We start from the raw sequence: 16315 nt of genomic DNA on the forward strand, positions 1-16315 counted from the left end.
GTTGGGGTGCTGATGCCAGTCGGATGGGCGATCGCTTAAAGAGCAGCCTGGGTGTTCGCCTGTGACTCTTGCGGGCCGCGGGACGGCAGTGTCCGACTGAGGACGAGGTTGGTGGTCATGCTTCCGAACTCGGCCAACGCGTCAAGATCAAGAAGTGCCGCCCAAACCCATCAACGAGCGCTGTCCGAAGCAATCAACGAAGCCAACATGCCATCCACCACGCAGATTTACTACCGGGTCCACCCACCCCTGCCGGGTCGAGGCGGTCCGGGCCATCGCCTCGAAGTACCAGTTCGATGTCGTCGGCGGCCGGCTCCGGCACCGCAGCGGCGACGAGGACTTGGCCCTGCGGGTCCGGGCGGGCGTCGGCTCAGTGCCGGTCCCCGGCGGCTCCTGCCACGAGATGAACAACGTCCGGGCCGACGGGCACGGCTGCCCGGTCTACTACCGCTGCTACTCCCGCAAGTTCTTCACCACCGACTTCTCCCAACTGCCGGAGCTGTGCCAGTTGCGCGAGGCAAAGGCCCAGCAGCTCGCGATGCTGGAAGCCGCCTACGGAAGCGTGCTCACCCGAACGCCTTGACCCGGGCGAACATGGAGCTGCTGCGGCAGGAGATCGTTCAGGTCGACGAGCTGATCGCCAAGTGCGAGACGGATTTCGGGTCGCTCACCGACAACGACCGCGCGCCGGTGGAGGCGTGGATGCACAGCCGCGACCGGTTCGTCACGCTCATCCCCGTGGCAACGGTGCTTGTCGGCCGCCAGCAGCTGGACCGGCCGACAACCGACCCCATCCGGCTCACCGGCGAAGCGTCATGACCATGAGCCTGCCGCGGGAGCGACCCGGCGCCTCCGCGGGCCCTGCGCGAGCGAGCGCTCTGGAAGCAGGTCGCGAGGCCGCCGTCGTGCGCCGCCGCGCCGACAGCGAAAAGCGCCGACGACGCGTACTCGACGTGATCGCCGGCATGCGCAAGACGCGCACACCCCTGTCCGACGCAGACATCACGCGCCGGACACAAGTGAATCCGCAGTACCTGCAGCGCCATCGGGTCCTCAAGGCGGAGGTGGAAGTCGTCCGCGCACACCTTGCCAACAGCCGGTCCCGAACCGCAGCCGCGCAGGCAGCCCGCACGGAGGCCGCGGATCGGCCACCGGTTTGACCTGGGCGTCGAGCTGGAATGGGCCGGTGAACGGCTTCAAGGGCGGATCTACGAGGTTGACGGCGAGGGAGCCACTGCGCTTTGTACAGGACGAGCGTGCGCGGGTGGGCGGTGAGCGTCGCCTTGAGGAGATGGTCGAACTCGGTAGCGTAGCGAGGAGGTTGGCCCGGCGTCTGAAAGGACGGCGTGCAGTTCGTGACGCACGGCGCGGGTGGTGACGTGAGCGTGGAAGGTGATGCGGGCGTGGAAGGTGATGCGGCGGATGTCTTCGCTGGCTTCGAGTTCGCGTAGGCAGTGGGTGACGGCGACGGTTTTGCCGAATCCGGCGTCACCGTGGAGACACATCATCGCGCGGGCGTTGATGGTGCCGGTGAGGTTCTCCCTGGCGCTGAGCAGGGCGCGGGTGGTGACCAGGCGGGCGTCGGGCAGAGGGGAAAAGTCAACAACTTCGCCCGACCGCAACGCACTTCGGCTCGTTCGTAGGATACTGGCGGGCATGCCAAACAGTGAGGAAGGGTGGCGGCCTCGGGGGTACAAAGGGCCGGGTTGGGAACCACCCAGGGAACCTCCCAACGGCCCGCCCAAGAACAATGGAGACGCCCACGGGGGACGGTCGCGTTGGAGCCTTCCGGGTGTGGCTGCGGTGATCACGGTCGCGATCTGGACCCTCTTCGCCTACCAGTGGACTGAGCAAAACGGCTGTGAGGTACCGGAATCGTACGGCCTGGTCCTCTCCCATGGCACTCCGGACCCTTGGGAGAGATGCGGAGACTAGAGGACTCGCAGGCTCTCATCTGGTAGGCAGCGGCCTCGCTTCCCTCGAAGGGAAAAGGCCATGACTCTGCCGACTATGTGATGCACTTCCGCGGCTCCGACGGATCGCACAGGCGCCATGGCGCGACTATCAAAATCCACTCCTGCCGGGCCTCCGAAGAACGGAGTCGGTGCGTACACGCAGGGACTTGCCGCCACCTTGAAGTCACCCGAGGGCTGGCCGCCTCCGACCTCGATGTAATGGGTGGTGAAGTAGGACTCCCCTTGTCCCTTGGTCGCATCGGCTAGCACCGGTTCGCCGACGAGGGGCGGAATATGTGGAGCTGGAGACCTTCGTAGGATGCTCCGCCCTGCGCCGGAAGCCGCACGATGGTGTGCCCGGTGGTGTGCCCGGTGCTCTTCCGGCAGGTGACGTCAGTGACCTGCCAGCCGATGATGACCACGGCGGTGGACCGGGTACTCATCACGTTCATCTGGAACACGTCGGCGTACCCTCCGAGGGTGCTCGACGCCAGCTGATCCCTGTATCGCTTGGGGGCGCTCTCCAGCGTGGCTTCGAAGGGGAGCGGGTGACCGCCCAGATTCCTCAGGTACGAGAAGGTGCCCGAGCGGTCGTTCTCGACGGCTACCAGTTTCCGCCTCTCCTCGGGAGTCAGTGCCCGGTCGAGAGCCATCGCCCACGCCTCGGGCTCGTCTTCCTCGGGCCGCACGGACACCGTGAACGGCACCTTTTTGGCGTCGTACTCCGCGTTGGAGTCGTTCTCCCTGCCCGCACTGGGTTTGATCATGAGGTAGCAGGTCAGCGTGTCCCGGAAAACGGCCACGAAAGCGATCGACAGCATCACCAGCAAGGTCACCGCTCTTCGCCGCCGAGAGGAGCCGGGCGACAGGCCGAGCGTCTCGGCGACGATCGATGCGAAGCTCTCACGCGCTCCGTTTCCCTCGTCGGCGTCGCTCTGTCGCGGCGGCTGCGCTCCCGCGGCCGGCGGGCCGCCGGCCGAGTCCCCGTTCTGCCAGGCCTGTTATGGGGCTGGCTCCGCAAGAGTGCCGCCGGCACCACCCGGCCGCGGTTCATCCCGTCTCTCGTTCGGTGGCTCGGTCGTCGTCATGCCCGTCCCCCCCGTAGGCCCGCCACGCTTCCGTCCACGGACTGCCGACGTGTGCAGTCTCAGGACTCGCTTGACGCTGTTGTTGCTGGTGGCGTGCCCGGCGGATCGCTCACGGGCTGACCCTGCGCGATGTCGCGAACGCGCAGGACCGGTCGACCGTGCACCGCATCCTGGTCCGCAACGGGCTCGTCAACCACCAGGTTGAGGTCCACCGACGCGTCTATAGGCGGTGGCAGCGGGATGCCCCGATGCAGTTGTGGCAGATGGACCTGGTGAGCAGCGGACACCAGACCAGAGCCCCCCTCAAAACCACTGCTCCATCACACCCAGGCGATCAGTTCAGCCCGGTTACCGCCACACGGCCTATGGCTGGCCCTGCCCCCGGGACTCGCTGATCAGTGCCTGCATCGCTGCTCGGTCGCCGCTAGCACGGTGGTAACGCTTGCACAGGGCCAGGTTCGCTTCGTACTGGGCGCCTTCCTTTACCGCCTCTGGGTGGTGAAGGGTGTAGGCGCGGCCGTTGTGGCGCTTTGGTGGTGTGCCCATCAGGGTGCGGTGGGCGAGGTCGAAGGAGGCGTCCTCGAAGCCCCAGCCGCGAAAGCGTGTGTCCTGGCCGCCTAGGGACCACCAGGTGGCGGCCGCGGTCACGTAGACGCCTCCGGCGGCTTGGTCGACAGTGACGGCGTGGCAGGCGGGCAGAGGAACGCCCGCGCTGTACTCGCTGCTGCCCGTGGTTTGCAAGGAGCGCAGTTCGGTGTAGGGCAGGTGGACTTGGCCGCTGGTCGCGGCCTGGGTGATGGCGGCCCGCACGGGTGCCGGCTCAACCAGGATGTCGGCGTCCGAGAGGATTACGACATCGGCGTCGTTCTGTTCGGCGAGGCGGACGCCGGCGTTGCGGCAGGCTGCGCGGTTGAATGGTTCAACGTCGGTGTCGACGTCGATCACGTCGGTGCCGGGCAGCACGCTGTGCCAGTGCGCGGTGGTGACGTGGTGGGCCCAGGCGCGCCCGGGCGCAGGACGCCAGATGATGGCGACCAGCACCTTTGTTCTCCCCAGCCAAGGGGTGTGACCGGCCATCACGTGGTCTGGCGTTGCGTCTTCCATGATGTTTCCCCTCTTTCTGGCCGTGCAGGTTCCGTGCAGGTCCGTCCGGCCCTCGGTGCCGGCACAGCGACCGGCCGTAGCTGTGCAGGGGTGCTTCGGGCGCGGTGCCTGTCCGGGCCGTCGCTGTGTCCGGGGTGACGGAGCGATCCGAGGGCCTCGCTTACAGGTCCAGGTCGCTGGTGGAACTCAGGGCGTTCGAGCGGGCCGCGGCCCGGCGGGAGGAATGGCGCCCACTGCGCGGCGTGCAGGCATTGCAGGGAGTGGATCCAGGCGGTCAGGTCATCCGGTAGGCGAGGATGCCCGTTTCGACCAGCGGTTCGTCCAGGCCGGGGGCGGATGCGCGGTGACGGGAAGGTCGTAAGGCGCGGGCCTCGCGGCCCCCCGCCGGGGGGAGCCGGAGGGCTTTTTGCAGCCCAGAGAGAGGGGGGTACGCGCAGGCACCGCTGCAAATTCCGGTCCACCAGCCGTTCGTCTGGCTGCCGCGTGCCTGCGCGTAGCCAATAAAATTCATTCTGCCGTCGACGCTCAGTGCCGTAACTGTCCGGATGTTGAACAGAATCGACCACGAGTTCTTCCTGACGTTTCGGCCGGAATCTGCGATATTTTGCCGCACATCTGATTTCTCCTCCCTGGGCAACGGTTTCCTCCGACGGAAATACCCCGGAAGCGGCGGCAGCAGAGAAAGATCGCGTCAACGTTAGCCACGGTGGCGCAGCTGCTGGCGGAAACCGGCCGGCACGCCGACAAGGCCCCGCTCCGAAATCGGCCTCATTTTCCCGAGGATCCGTTGGCTTCCTGACGGCCCCTCGTGCTGCGAGCAGTGGAACTTCGCTTTGCTTCGATGCTTGCGTGACGCTTTTTCGCGCCCGGAAACCGGCTTACTCCATAGTGGACAACGATGACACGGAGGGCTTCTGCACGCTTACCGGCCTGGGCATATTCGAAGCGACAATCCATTGCTTGAAAGGAGCAATGCCATGCAGGACAGCACTTCACAAACCCCGGCCGAGACAGCACAGGAAGGTCTCGTGCAGGACCCCTGGTTCCAGGACTGGGAGGCGACGGCGGGCTGGACCGAGAACGGCAACATGGACTACGTCGACTTCGCGCCGGACCGCGGCACCAAGCTGAACAAGTGGCGGACCGGGGTGGCTGCCGGCTCGGCCAACCACCCGGTCAGTCTCTACCGCCGGAGGTACTCCTCCTTCACCCTGCCGCCCAAGGCGCCGCGTGAGGCCTGTGTCGTCGACCTCAACGGTTTCGGCTCGCAGGGCTACGTCGAGCAGGACATCAAGACCACACCGGGAAGCTCGTACACGGTGTCGTTCTGGCTCGGCTACGACATGTTCAGCGGCACCGGATTCGCCAAGGTGGCCGCCCAGATCAGCGCCATCAACGCCGACACCCAGCAGGCGATCAAGCTCAAGCAGTTCGAGGCGCCGAAGGGCGGCAAGCAGGCGAACAACCACAACAACGAGCCGGGCTGGAAACAGTACCGTCTGCAGTTCAAGGCCGAGTCCGAGGAGACCACCATCCGTCTGACGGACTGGACGGGGCCCGCCAACGGGAACAACAAGTGGGAGTGGTGGACCGGCGCGGACGTCACCGGCGTCGTCGTCACCGAGGACTCGGCACCCGTCTCCCTGGCGCCCGGCGGCGACGTGACCGTCAAGCGCGGCAAGGACCCTGCGTACCCGGGGGTGCACGTGACCGCCACGGGAGACCACACCGCCGCACAGACCGTCAAGGTGACCCTGCCCGGCGGCCGCGGCCTGCGCTTCGGCACGCCCAGCCTGACGGTCATGACCGGCAATGGGAACACCTCACACACGGGAACCCCGTCCGCGGACGGGCAGACCCTGACCTTCGACAAGGTGGACCTGCGCCTGACCGGCAAGGGAACCAGCGCGACCCTGTTCCTGCCGGTCACCGCCGACAGTAACGCCGCGCCCGGCGACACGTCCCTGACCTTCCAGGTCGGCGGCCAGAGCGGACCGTCCTCGACGATCCACGTCACCAGCTGAGCCAACCGACAACCCCCGGGGTCCTCCTGCCGCGCGCGAGCGTGGCGGGAGGACCCATCCGTACCGGCCGCGACGAACGCCGCCGCGTCGTGTGCCCGCCCGCACCAGGAACGGAGTGCCACCATGTTCCGCTCACGCCATTCCCCGCGCCCGTCCCGCCCGTCGGCCACGCCGCGCAGTCTGTCCCTGGTGGGCCGCGTGTTCGGCTACCCCCCTGCACACAACGCGGGCTCGGAGTGGATGCTGCACTCCATGCTCAAGCCGCTGGCCGATCGCGGGCACCGGGTGACGATCTGGCTGTCCCACCCAGGCAAGATCAAGAAGGCGTACGACTTCGAGGGCGTCCGCGTCGTTCCATTCCAGGAGGGCACGGGGTTCGCCGCCGCCGCGCAGAAGGCGGACATCCTGCTGTCCCACTACGAGAACGTCCCCATCGTCGCGGGCCTTGCCCGTACCCATGCCATCCCGACCGTCGTGATCTGCCACGACAACTTCGCCGCCACCTTCCACAACGCGGCCGGCGCCGACCTCGTCGTCTACAACAGCGAATGGATCAGGCGCGAGGGAGAAGTCCACTTCGCCCGCTACCCGCACGCTCTGCTGCCGCAGCACTCCCTCGTCGTACGGCCCCCGGTGACCGCGGCCGACTACGCCACCACCCCCGGCAACAGCGCGACCCTGGTCAACCTGAACCCCGACAAGGGGGGTGAGCTGTTCTGGCAGGTCGCCGCCTGGTCGCCCACATGGCACTTCCTGGGGGTGCGGGGTGCCTACGGCCAGCAGCTCGAACCGCCCACGCCGCTGGCCAATGGCGAGGTCATCGACGGCGTGCCCGGCCATCAGATGCGCCACCACGTATACGCCCGCACCCGCGTGGTGCTGATGCCCAGCATCTACGAGTCCTGGGGCCGGGTCGCCGTGGAAGCCTTCGCCTCCGGCATCCCCGTCATCGCCCATCCCACCCCCGGCCTGGTCGAATCCCTCGGCGAAGCGGGCATCTTCGCCTACCGCGACGACCTCAGCGCCTGGATCCACGCACTCAAACACCTGCAGACCCCGCGCAACTGGCGCCAGGCCTCCCACCGGGCCAAGGCCCGCTCCAGGGCCCTGTCCACCACCACCGACCTCGATGCGTGGTGCGACGCGATCGAGTCCCTGCCCCGCTGATCCGATCCGCACAACAGGGCCAGACGCTTCCTGCGCGCCGGCCGGTGGCCGACAGCAGCGCACGGGCGGCGCCGCAGACGAAGTCGGGCGTTCAGGCAGGACGGGAGCGGACAGCAGGCGACGAGCTGCTGCGGGAGGAGCGGCCCGGATGGTCGAGCCGGCGCACTGGGGCGAAGGCCTCGCACTGCCGGTTGCGGCACACACTCGCGGGCTGCGAGGTGGCTGAGATGGACGCGTATATGACTGGCACCTGAGCAGAAGGGGCAACGCTCCAGCCAGGACTCCGGAAATCCGCCGAAGTCACCTGTGATCGTCATTCCCCCCACCTCAACCCCATCTCCCACTCACCTGTCTACCGCCGTCACACGCCTGCTGCTCATGGACCGGCTGCTGTACCGGCGCAGGTGAACTCCGCGTCACCCGGCCAACCGCAGGACGCACACGCCAGCCGCCAAGCCGACCCCCGGGGCACGACAGAGCTGATCCGGCATGCACTTCCCGCTCCGGCCGCCTCTCACACACGCGACGACACGATCAGGGATGGGCACGAGCAGATGTGGACACAGTGGCGTACAGCCGCCGCTCACACCTCGAATTTCCGGTCCACTGTGTCCATTGTTTCCGCTGCTCATGCCCACCAGGCTGGCAACGGCGGCCGACGGGCGAACACCCCCGGCCGACTGACCACGGAAACAGGAGAAGTACGTCGTGAACTCACAGAAGTGTCATGATGCCGTCCCCCTTTCCCCGTCCTCCCCCGCACGACCCTCATCCGCTCGACCGCGCAGCGCTCTCCACAACGTCGCCGTGAACGCGCTGGCGCAGCAAGTGCTGTGCGGCCCCCTGCCCGCCGCCGTACAGGACTCTCCCCTGGCGACGCGGTTGATCACCGCTGACCTGACGGTGTGGCTGGAGACGCTGGCACACGACCTCCCCGCCGCCGAGATCGCGCAGGCGTTCACCCGGAGATTCGCCGCACACGCCTCCGCGGGCCTCTCCCGTGCAGACGCGATGTGCCTGCAACACGCGTACGCAGCCGCCCTCTTGAGCACTGTCGGCGATCCCGCCGCACCACACAGAGCCGGTCGGAACTCCCCAGCGACCGACGCGGCACACCTGATGAGGATCCTTACGCAGGTGATGGCGGCCGCCGAACGGGACCCCGCCTTCGTACGCCCACACCCGTCCGTCGGCAGCCACACCCCCTCGTCCTCCACACCCCACCGCCCCTCCTCGCAAACGGCCCGCTGGTGCCTGGCCACATCCTTCGCCGACGGCGACATCAGAGAGGCACTACGTGCCTTCCGAACGGCCAACCCCGACGCGCTCATCGCCGTCGCCGGCGTCCACATGACCGTCTTCACCACACGTCCCCCAACCAACACCGCTGTTCTGGGACCGCACGGACTGGTACCGGTCGTCAACGGCGACACCACGCGCGCCGCCCGTCGCGCCGCCCTCGCCGCCGTGATCGCCCGGTACTACGGCACCGATGTGAAAGAAGAAGACGCCACACCCCTGCTCGCCGCAGTGGACCTGCCCGCAGCCGAGCGAGAGGCTTATACCGTGCGCTGCCTGGGCGCGCTCCACACCGCGGAGGGCAACCGCCACCTCCTACAGACGCTCGCCGTCTACCTGGCGCACAACCAGTGCACTGCGGCGGCCGCCCGCAGCCTCTACATCCACCGCCACACGCTGGCCTACCGTCTGCGGGCCATCACCGCCATCACCAGCCTCGACCTGGACACCCCATTCGATCGGATGCGCGCCGAGATGGCCTTGCTCCTGGGCAACGCAGACTGCTGGTCCACGCCCCGCCGACGTGGTGCGAGCCACTGACCCGAATCGCCCGGCCGGAACGAGCAGCCCCGATCGTCTTACGAACACGAAATCGTGATACGCGCACACTCGAACGGCCCCTGGAACACCCCATCGAACGTTCACTACGCTACCTGCTATACCGCCCCAAAGCAGGTCAACCCCGTATTGGTTGACGGGAGGGTACTCCACTGATTCCGGTACGTCACCCACAGAATCGGAAGGCGCCCATGTCCCCTCGCCGCGTGCCGCATCAAACGCCTACCCCCCTCACCACGACGCCTCCCGCAGGCAGCCCAAGGCAGCAGTGTGCGACGCCTCCCCGCGCAGGCCGGCCCGAGGGAGGAAACACAGAAACGCCCATGCCCCCCGGCCCCGCCACTGACCACCTCTGCTTCCATCCTTCGGCAACCGACACCCACCCCAGCACGACACTTCGGGCCCTCCTCTACTCGGGGCACGCACACCCGAAAGCGGCCCCACTACCGCTGCCGGCCCACGTCGCCCAACCGCTGCGCTGGTGTATGGCCACCACACCCCTCGACATCCCGCAACGAGCGGTCGAAGCGGCGGTGCTACGCCAAGACAACCCCCGTGCCCTCGTCGGTGAACTCGGCGAGCGAATCCTGCTGTTCAGCGCCGACAACCCGGTCTGCGACCGGGTTGTCGGCCCGTGCGCGACCGTAGCCATCGAGGAGGCAGAAGGCCTCGATACTGCGGCCGACCGTGCCTGCCAAACAGCCGTCCTCGCCCACCTCTACGGCCACACCCCTCTCGACGCCCGCGACGTTCTGCCACTCGTCCGCTTCCTGGAGCAAACCAACGAAGGCAACGAGGACTTCCTGCATCGCAGCCTGGGCGCCCTCCACAGCGACCCCCGAAACGCCCACCTGCTGACCACTCTCAAGGCCTACCTGCACCACGGCATGTCCACAGCCGCCACGGCACGCAGCCTCTTCATCCATCGCCACACGCTCGACCACCGACTCCGCCGGATCCGCCACCTCACTGGCCTCGACCTCACCCAGCCCCTCCACCGCCTACGCGCTGAAATCGCACTGCTCCTCACCACCCCTTAGCTTGTCGTTCATCCTCCCGGTGTTGAACGGCCTTCGAACCTGAGCCGTGTTTTCGCAGTGCAGCGGACTTGCTGGCGGCTTCGGGCGGCCGGTCCGTCCTCGTCGTCGTCCGGGTCGCGCAGCAGCCGCAGACGGCCGCCGGCCGGAGTGGAGGCGGTGAAGCTGTAGCGGCCCGAGACGTTCAGATCATGTGCGAGGTCGAGCATCGCCTCGTCGCTGCCTTGCTGTTCATCGATGACATCGTCGATGAACCACATCAGGGCATTCCACGCGGCGGCCGTTTCCAGGTTGGCGGCATGTGGATGGCAGTAGGCGGCGAAGCGGCCGAATTGCGCGCGGGCGAAGCGCCGCGCGGCGGCTTCATCGCTCAGCAGGTGCAGGTCGGTGGCCCACCGGGTGAGATGGCCCTCGATGCGGTCCGCGTCCGGATGGACCATGCTCGAGACAGGGAACTGCAGGTCAGGCAGCGGCAGGGTGCCGGACAACTCGGGCAGCGTGGTCATGAGGTCCTCACGGTGACGGAGTCGGCGAATTGAGACAGTGCAGTGGTTATGGGGGCTGGCAGAGCGCTGCGTGCGAGGGCCTGCCGGCCCTGGGTGCAGCGCACGTTGATTATCTTTTCGACTGACTCGCGGGCTCCGGTGACGTTCAGGACTTCGCGAACGCGGGCTGCTCCGTCCTCGTCCAGGTCAGCTGCGCCGATCAGAGTGGGCAGCAGGCCTCGCTGGACTCGGTCGGCTCGCGTCAGGGCGAGGGCAACCAGAGCGGTGGCTTTGCCATCGCGCAAGTCGTCCAGAACGGTTTTGCCGGTCACGGCCGGATCCCCGAAGACGCCCAGCAGGTCGTCACGGAGTTGGAAGGCTTCACCGAGCGGTACGGCAAAGGTGCTGAGAACCGCCAGCAGGTCCTTGTCGGCGCCTGCCAGTGCGGCGCCCAGGTGCAGGGACCGCTCCACGGTGTACTTGCCGCTCTTGAGCCGCGCGATGCGCAAGGCGCCGTCGACATCGGGACCGGGACGGCCTGAGGCCGTCAGGTCGAGGTACTGGCCGAGCATGAGTTCCGTGCGCATGGTGTCCACCACCGCCTGGGCCGCGGCGAGCTGGGAGGTGGTGAGACCGGCTGTGTGGAGCAGCTCGTCGGACCAGGTCAAGGCCAGGTCTCCGAGGAGAATGGCCCCGTTGACGCCCAGCCGTGGAGCATGGGGGTGCCCGGCATGATGGGCTGCCAGTGCTTCATGGCCAGCGGGCCGCGCCCTCGGCGGGTGGTGCTGTCGTCCATGACATCGTCGTGGATAAGCGTGAAGGTGTGGAACATCCCCAGCGATGCGGCGGCTTTGAGGACCGGGACGATGTCACCGTGCCCGCTGGCGGCGTACCAGCCGGCCACACACAGCACGGGGCGCAGACGCTTGCCACCAGCGAACAACAAGCCCTTCAGGACCTCAGTGATCTCGGTCGGCATCTGGTACGTGACAGCCGGTGTGGCCTTGCGCTCGACGAAGGCGGCGAGGACCGACTCGACTTCGGCGCGGATGACCACCAAGTCGACCGGCGCAGCAGGAAGCGGCGGGGCAGCCACAGGAACGCCTCCCTTCCCGGCGACGCCCGGAGCCATCGCCTGAATCGGAAGGCCAGGACCGACCGCGGATCAGAACCAGCGGCAGCCGGGCCAGCGTTGATGCGTGCGCATGCGTGAAGGCGCGCATGCTCCAGGCCGGTCTGGCTCTCTCCTGGTTGCCGCGGGAGGGAACGAAACACTCATGGTCAGGGGGCGCACGGATCGACGTGGCGCATCCAGAACCAATCTGCATATGCCCATAGCGGGCTTCTGCGCCCTGTGCGCCCGGCGTGGCGGGCTTTGGTCAGGGCCTCGCCCTTGCCAGGGTGTGCTTGGCAATGACTCGCAAGGCTCACGCGGGCCCCCAGGCCCGCGCGGCCGCGGCAGCGGACATGGGCCTCTTCGACCTTCTTTCCGGCTTCACCGCGCTGGCCACTCCACTCTTTTCTGTCCTCATGGGAGAGTCCGGCTCCAATGGTGAAGGTTCGGTCCTACACTCCCTCCTCACGTCGGTCGTCAATTCGGAGGCCGCGGCGAGGCGGGGAAAGGGAGGAAATCCCGTAAGGGCTGACTCCACTTGCCGCGGCGACTGGCAGGGGCTTTTCTCTGACGGACCTGGGTTCAGCCCCGCCCTGGGACCGGCCGAGCGCCTGGCGAGCCGCCGCAGACTCCGGATCCGAGACGGGTCTTCGCCCAGGTCACCAGGGCGCCTGCATAGGTGAAGTCGGCCCAGACGGTGGCGATTTCGGGGTGCATGAGGTGGAGGCGGAAGAGGACTTCGCGGGCTGCGTCCCGGTCGGTGATGAGATGGCGGAACACAGTGAGAGGCATCAGTGGCTGCGGGGCGAGTACATGATCACAGCCAGCCCAGCTAGGCAGGTCAGCGCGCCGATGACATCACAGCGGTCGGGGCGGTAGCCGTCGGCGAACATGCCCCAGGCGATCGACCCCGCGACGAAGTTCCCGCCATACGCGGCCAGTAGACGACCGTCGTTCTGCCAGCTTGGCGATGACCCCATAGATGCGCAGCCGGTTCGAAGAGGGCGAGCAGGACGGGCCGCGGGCTACCCGTTGATGTCGTCGTGGCCGAGATCGCCGCCCAGTTCTCGGGAGGCTTCGGCCTGGGTGAGGAGTTCCTTGGCCTTGGCCGTGGCGCCTTCGATGGCGTCGGCGCCGGCGAGGAAGCGCTGCGGCGGCTCGTTGTGGTCGGCGATGGTCAGTAGAGCGTGGGCGAGCTTGGTGGGGTCGCCGGGCTGCTGCCCGTTGATGCTCTTCCAGGCTTCGACGGTGGCGGTGGTGCGCTCGGCGTAGTCGTCGATGGTCGGTTCGGGCCAGGTGGTGGAGGCGTCCACGAGCAGTTCGGTGCGGAAGAAGCCGGGCTCCACGATGGTGGTGCGGATGTTGTACGGGGCGATGTCGTGGTGCAGGGCCTCCATCCAGCCCTCGACGCCGAACTTGGAGGCGGCGTAGGCGGCGTTGAACTCAGCGCCGACCAGGCCGGCGATCGAGGAGAGGGTGATGATGTGGCCGTCGCGCTGACGGCGCATGACAGGCAGGACGGCGCGGGTGACGTTCATGGGCCCGTAGAGGTTGGTCTCGACCTGCCGGTGCATGTGCTCCGGAGAGATCTCCTCGAAGAAGCCTGCGTAGAAGTTTCCGGCGTTGTTGATCAGGACGTCGATGTGGCCGAAGCGGTCGACGGCGGCCTGTGCGGCTGCGTGGGCGTCGTCCAGGCTGGTGACGTCCAGTTTGGTGGCGAGTAGGTTGTCCTGCGGGCCGCCCAGGGTCTTCTCGACCTCCTGGGGGCGGCGGCCGGTGGCGACGACCTGGTGGCCGACTGCGAGGGCTTGGCGGGCGATGTCGGTGCCCAGACCGCGTCCGGCACCGGTGACGAAGATGACCTTGCTCATGAGGAATTTCCTTTCAGGCACCGGATGCGGCACCCGGTGGGGGGTGGGGTGGTTCCGTGCTGCGCCGACCAGGGAGGCCCGGTGATGGACGTGCTCAAGCTTGTTCGGTGGGCATGATCCACAGCTCGCCGACGGTGGCGTGGCGGGGACGGGTGACCATGTAGGCGACGCCGTCGGCAATGTCCTCGGCAGCGAGGACCTCGGTCCCCTCGAAGAAGGGGTCGATCATTTCGCCGCGGACCTCGGGCTTGTTGTGCGTGCCCAGTTCGCTCTCCACGGCGCCCGGCTCCAGGACACCGACGCGCACGTGGCGCTGGGTGACTTCCTGGCGCAGGGACTCGGTGAAGGCGTGCACGCCGAACTTGGTGACGTTGTAGACGCCGAAGCCCTTGCTCGCCACCCGGCCGGCGTACGAGCCGATGTTGACGACGTCGGCTACCTGACGCGGGTCCTGTTCGGCAGCCTTCAGCAGGTGGGGCAGGGCGGCGCGGGTGGTGTAGAGCAGGCCCTGAACGTTGACGGCGATCATGCGGTCCCACTCCTCAGGGTCCGCGCCGACGACGGGACCCAGGAGCATCAGACCGGCATTGTTGACCAGGATGTCCAGCCGTCCGTACCGCTCGATGACCTGCTGTACGGCGGCCTCGGCCTGGAGGCGGTCGGTGATGTCCTCAGCCACCACCAGCGCGGTGCCGCCCGCCTGCTCGATCTCAGCGGCAAGAACTTCCAGGCGGTCCTTGCGGCGGGCCACGAGCGCCACCGAGGCCCCGCGCTCGGCAAGCCGGCGGGCGGTTGCGGCACCGATACCGCTGCTCGCGCCGGTGACGAGTACGACGGTGCCAGTCAGTTGCGAAGCCATAAGTGGTCCTCTCTAGATGTACGGCGTAAGGGCAGGCGGCGGCGATGACGAGCTCTGTGCGTACTTCTCGAATGATCAGTGCCGTGTACCGGGCCCGTTATCCAGGCAACCACCCGGGAACGCCCAGTGGGCCGTCGTAAAGGGCACCGCTCTTCCGGGGGTCTGGCAGTACCCCCTACGACAAGCTGACCTGCTGGTTACGGCCGTACCGTGGGCACATGGACCGCAGCAGCGAGATCCGTGAGTTCCTGCGCACCCGCCGGGCCCGGATCACCCCCGACCAGGCCGGCCTCACCCCGCACCGCGGCCCCCGCCGCGTACCGGGACTGCGCCGCGAGGAAGTCGCCCAGCTCGCCGGCGTCAGCGTCGACTACTACATCCGCCTGGAGCGAGGCCGCACGCAGGGCGTCTCCGAATCTGTCCTGGAGGCCGTCTCCCGCGCCCTGCAACTGGACGAGGCCGAACGCGCCCACCTCTTCGACCTCGCCCAGCCCACCACCGCCCGGACCCGCCGCAAGCGACCCCTCGCCCCCCAACGGGTCCACCCGGTCCTCTACCGGACCCTGGACTCTCTCAGCGTCCCCGCCGTGGTCCAAGGGCGACGCACGGATGTCCTGGCCGCCAACAAGCTCGCCTACGCCCTCTACACCGATTTCGAAGCCCGGCCCCGCCGCGAACGCAACTTCGCCCGCTTCGTCTTCCTCGACGAAGCCGCCCGCACGCTGTACGCCGACTGGGAACGGGTCGCCGGCGACTGCCTGGCCATGCTGCGCCTGTACGCCGGACGTCACCCCGACGACCCGCAGCTCACCGAGCTGATCGGAGAGCTCTCCCTGCACAGCGACGTCTTCCGCCGCATGTGGGCGGACCACGACGTCATCGCCCACAGCACCGGAACCAAACGCCTTCACCACCCGCTCGTCGGCGACCTCACCCTCGACTACCTGGTCCTGGCCGTCGAAGGCGACCCCGAACAGACCCTCACCCTCTACACCCCCGAACCCGCGTCCCCCTCAGCCGAAGCCCTGAGGCTCCTCGCCAGCTGGACCGGCACTTCCGCCTCCCGGCCGCAGTCTCCCGAAGAGACTCACAAGCCGGCAGGCTGACGCCCGCGTCCTCCCGCAACACGAGCGTGCCGGGCGTTGTCCGGCCGGGAACGCTTCACAGCGCCCCTACGACCGGTCAGGCGACCCGGCCGAATCCCGCACTGTTCGGGGCCGAAGTTGCGTGAAATCTTATCCAACCTCGGGTCGCACGCCTCGGGCTGCATGCCGAGCGCGTGCGTTCTGTACTCGCCGAACCGGTTGATGTGCTCGGTTACCGGTAGTTCGTTAAATCCGGCGGTAGAGGTCGATGCCGTGTCCGGTGGTGACCACCTCGGTCAGGGCCTGGAGCTCGGAGGGCGGTTCCTTGTCCGTCCACGCTCGCCACCAATGGGTGAGGGTGACGGCGGGGGCGAGCCAGGAACGGATCGCCCGTAAGGCCCTGGGCCAGCAGGGCTGTTGGTGCTGGTGGGACGGGGGCGGGCCCCCTCTCTGGCCGCTCGCTGGGACACGGGTCCGGCTCGGTGGCATCCACGGGGCCGGGTGGGGCGAACCACTGGTCCCAGCAGATGGAGAACGCGCAGGTGACCAGGGCCCGGTGGCGGCGGATGGCGCGGTCGGAGCGACCTGGAAGTCGGCCCAGCCGAGTTCGTCTTTGACCTGCTTGTAGCTCTGCTCGGTTCAGGGCCGCAGGCCGTAGAGGCGGACGAT

At 67.7% G+C, this 16315-nt stretch carries 16 protein-coding genes and 3 pseudogenes; 9 read left to right on the forward strand and 10 right to left on the reverse strand.

Features of this window, described 5'->3' with window-relative positions; genetic code table 11:
• Positions 1-154 precede the first annotated feature (154 nt).
• Genes AB0I94_RS34365 through AB0I94_RS34375 form a run of 3 tightly spaced genes read left to right on the forward strand, consistent with a single transcriptional unit; the run spans position 155 to position 1160 of the window.
• A complete protein-coding gene (locus tag AB0I94_RS34365; protein ID WP_363313657.1) occupies positions 155-583 on the forward strand; it encodes a hypothetical protein in 429 nt (142 codons plus the stop codon).
• Between the two features lie 11 nt (positions 584-594).
• On the forward strand, positions 595-819 hold the full coding sequence (locus AB0I94_RS34370; RefSeq protein ID WP_363313658.1) for a hypothetical protein: 225 nt from the start codon (positions 595-597) through the stop codon (positions 817-819).
• A gap of 2 nt (positions 820-821) precedes the next feature.
• On the forward strand, positions 822-1160 hold the full coding sequence (locus AB0I94_RS34375; protein WP_363313659.1) for a hypothetical protein: 339 nt from the start codon (positions 822-824) through the stop codon (positions 1158-1160).
• Positions 1161-1208: 48 nt separating this feature from the next.
• On the opposite strand, the gene AB0I94_RS34380 is transcribed toward AB0I94_RS34375, so the two are convergent.
• Together AB0I94_RS34380 and AB0I94_RS34385 are read right to left on the reverse strand one after the other, a co-directional pair.
• Positions 1209-1658 carry a hypothetical protein gene (locus tag AB0I94_RS34380; protein WP_363313660.1) on the reverse strand — a complete coding sequence of 150 codons (450 nt, stop codon included), beginning with the start codon at positions 1656-1658 and terminating at the stop codon, positions 1209-1211.
• A 560-nt stretch (positions 1659-2218) separates the two neighbouring features.
• The gene (locus AB0I94_RS34385) at positions 2219-2776 is read right to left on the reverse strand and encodes a hypothetical protein (RefSeq protein ID WP_363313661.1); all 558 of its coding nucleotides are present in this window, start codon (positions 2774-2776) and stop codon (positions 2219-2221) included.
• 356 nt (positions 2777-3132) lie between these two features.
• Between AB0I94_RS34385 and AB0I94_RS34390 the strand changes: the two are divergent.
• Positions 3133-3318: pseudogene (locus AB0I94_RS34390) on the forward strand (IS481 family transposase); the annotation flags it as partial.
• Positions 3319-3406: 88 nt separating this feature from the next.
• Here AB0I94_RS34390 and AB0I94_RS34395 read toward each other — a convergent pair.
• Positions 3407-4147 (reverse strand): hypothetical protein, encoded by a 741-nt coding sequence (locus tag AB0I94_RS34395; RefSeq protein WP_363313662.1) that lies wholly within the window; start codon positions 4145-4147, stop codon positions 3407-3409.
• A 977-nt stretch (positions 4148-5124) separates the two neighbouring features.
• On the opposite strand from AB0I94_RS34395, the gene AB0I94_RS34400 reads away from it, so the two are divergent.
• The 4 genes from AB0I94_RS34400 (at position 5125) to AB0I94_RS34415 (ending at position 10235) form a co-directional block, all read left to right on the forward strand.
• Positions 5125-6171: a DUF642 domain-containing protein gene (locus tag AB0I94_RS34400; RefSeq protein WP_363313663.1), complete on the forward strand. Its 1047-nt coding sequence runs from the start codon at positions 5125-5127 to the stop codon at positions 6169-6171.
• 123 nt (positions 6172-6294) lie between these two features.
• The gene (locus tag AB0I94_RS34405) at positions 6295-7338 is read left to right on the forward strand and encodes a glycosyltransferase family 4 protein (RefSeq protein WP_363313664.1); all 1044 of its coding nucleotides are present in this window, start codon (positions 6295-6297) and stop codon (positions 7336-7338) included.
• 807 nt (positions 7339-8145) lie between these two features.
• Positions 8146-9177, forward strand: a complete 1032-nt coding sequence (locus tag AB0I94_RS34410; RefSeq protein WP_363313665.1) for a helix-turn-helix domain-containing protein — start codon at positions 8146-8148, stop codon at positions 9175-9177.
• Between the two features lie 503 nt (positions 9178-9680).
• Positions 9681-10235: a helix-turn-helix domain-containing protein gene (locus AB0I94_RS34415; RefSeq protein WP_363313666.1), complete on the forward strand. Its 555-nt coding sequence runs from the start codon at positions 9681-9683 to the stop codon at positions 10233-10235.
• Positions 10236-10243: 8 nt separating this feature from the next.
• On the opposite strand, the gene AB0I94_RS34420 is transcribed toward AB0I94_RS34415, so the two are convergent.
• The 7 genes and pseudogenes from AB0I94_RS34420 to AB0I94_RS34450 all read right to left on the reverse strand — a co-directional run bounded on the left by AB0I94_RS34420 (position 10244) and on the right by AB0I94_RS34450 (position 14561).
• Positions 10244-10738, reverse strand: coding sequence for a hypothetical protein (locus tag AB0I94_RS34420; RefSeq protein ID WP_363313667.1), 495 nt, complete (start codon positions 10736-10738; stop codon positions 10244-10246).
• On the reverse strand, positions 10735-11385 hold the full coding sequence (locus AB0I94_RS34425; RefSeq protein ID WP_363313668.1) for a polyprenyl synthetase family protein: 651 nt from the start codon (positions 11383-11385) through the stop codon (positions 10735-10737). The genes AB0I94_RS34420 and AB0I94_RS34425 overlap by 4 nt, the downstream gene beginning before the upstream one ends.
• Complete coding sequence (locus AB0I94_RS34430; protein WP_363313669.1) at positions 11382-11813, reverse strand: polyprenyl synthetase family protein; 432 nt, start codon at positions 11811-11813, stop codon at positions 11382-11384. Before AB0I94_RS34430 ends, AB0I94_RS34425 begins: the two co-directional genes overlap by 4 nt.
• Positions 11814-12479: 666 nt before the next feature.
• Positions 12480-12578: pseudogene (locus AB0I94_RS34435) on the reverse strand (IS5/IS1182 family transposase); the annotation flags it as partial.
• 44 nt (positions 12579-12622) lie between these two features.
• Positions 12623-12781 (reverse strand): annotated as a pseudogene (locus AB0I94_RS34440) (YnfA family protein); the annotation flags it as partial.
• A 75-nt stretch (positions 12782-12856) separates the two neighbouring features.
• On the reverse strand, positions 12857-13702 hold the full coding sequence (locus AB0I94_RS34445; RefSeq protein WP_363313670.1) for an SDR family oxidoreductase: 846 nt from the start codon (positions 13700-13702) through the stop codon (positions 12857-12859).
• Between the two features lie 94 nt (positions 13703-13796).
• Positions 13797-14561, reverse strand: coding sequence for an SDR family NAD(P)-dependent oxidoreductase (locus AB0I94_RS34450; RefSeq protein ID WP_363313671.1), 765 nt, complete (start codon positions 14559-14561; stop codon positions 13797-13799).
• A gap of 218 nt (positions 14562-14779) precedes the next feature.
• On the opposite strand from AB0I94_RS34450, the gene AB0I94_RS34455 reads away from it, so the two are divergent.
• Positions 14780-15667, forward strand: coding sequence for a helix-turn-helix transcriptional regulator (locus AB0I94_RS34455; protein ID WP_363313672.1), 888 nt, complete (start codon positions 14780-14782; stop codon positions 15665-15667).
• Positions 15668-16315 lie beyond the last annotated feature (648 nt).

The organism is Streptomyces sp. NPDC050147 (assembly GCF_040660195.1).
In the GTDB taxonomy this organism is placed as follows: Bacteria; Actinomycetota; Actinomycetes; order Streptomycetales; family Streptomycetaceae; genus Streptomyces.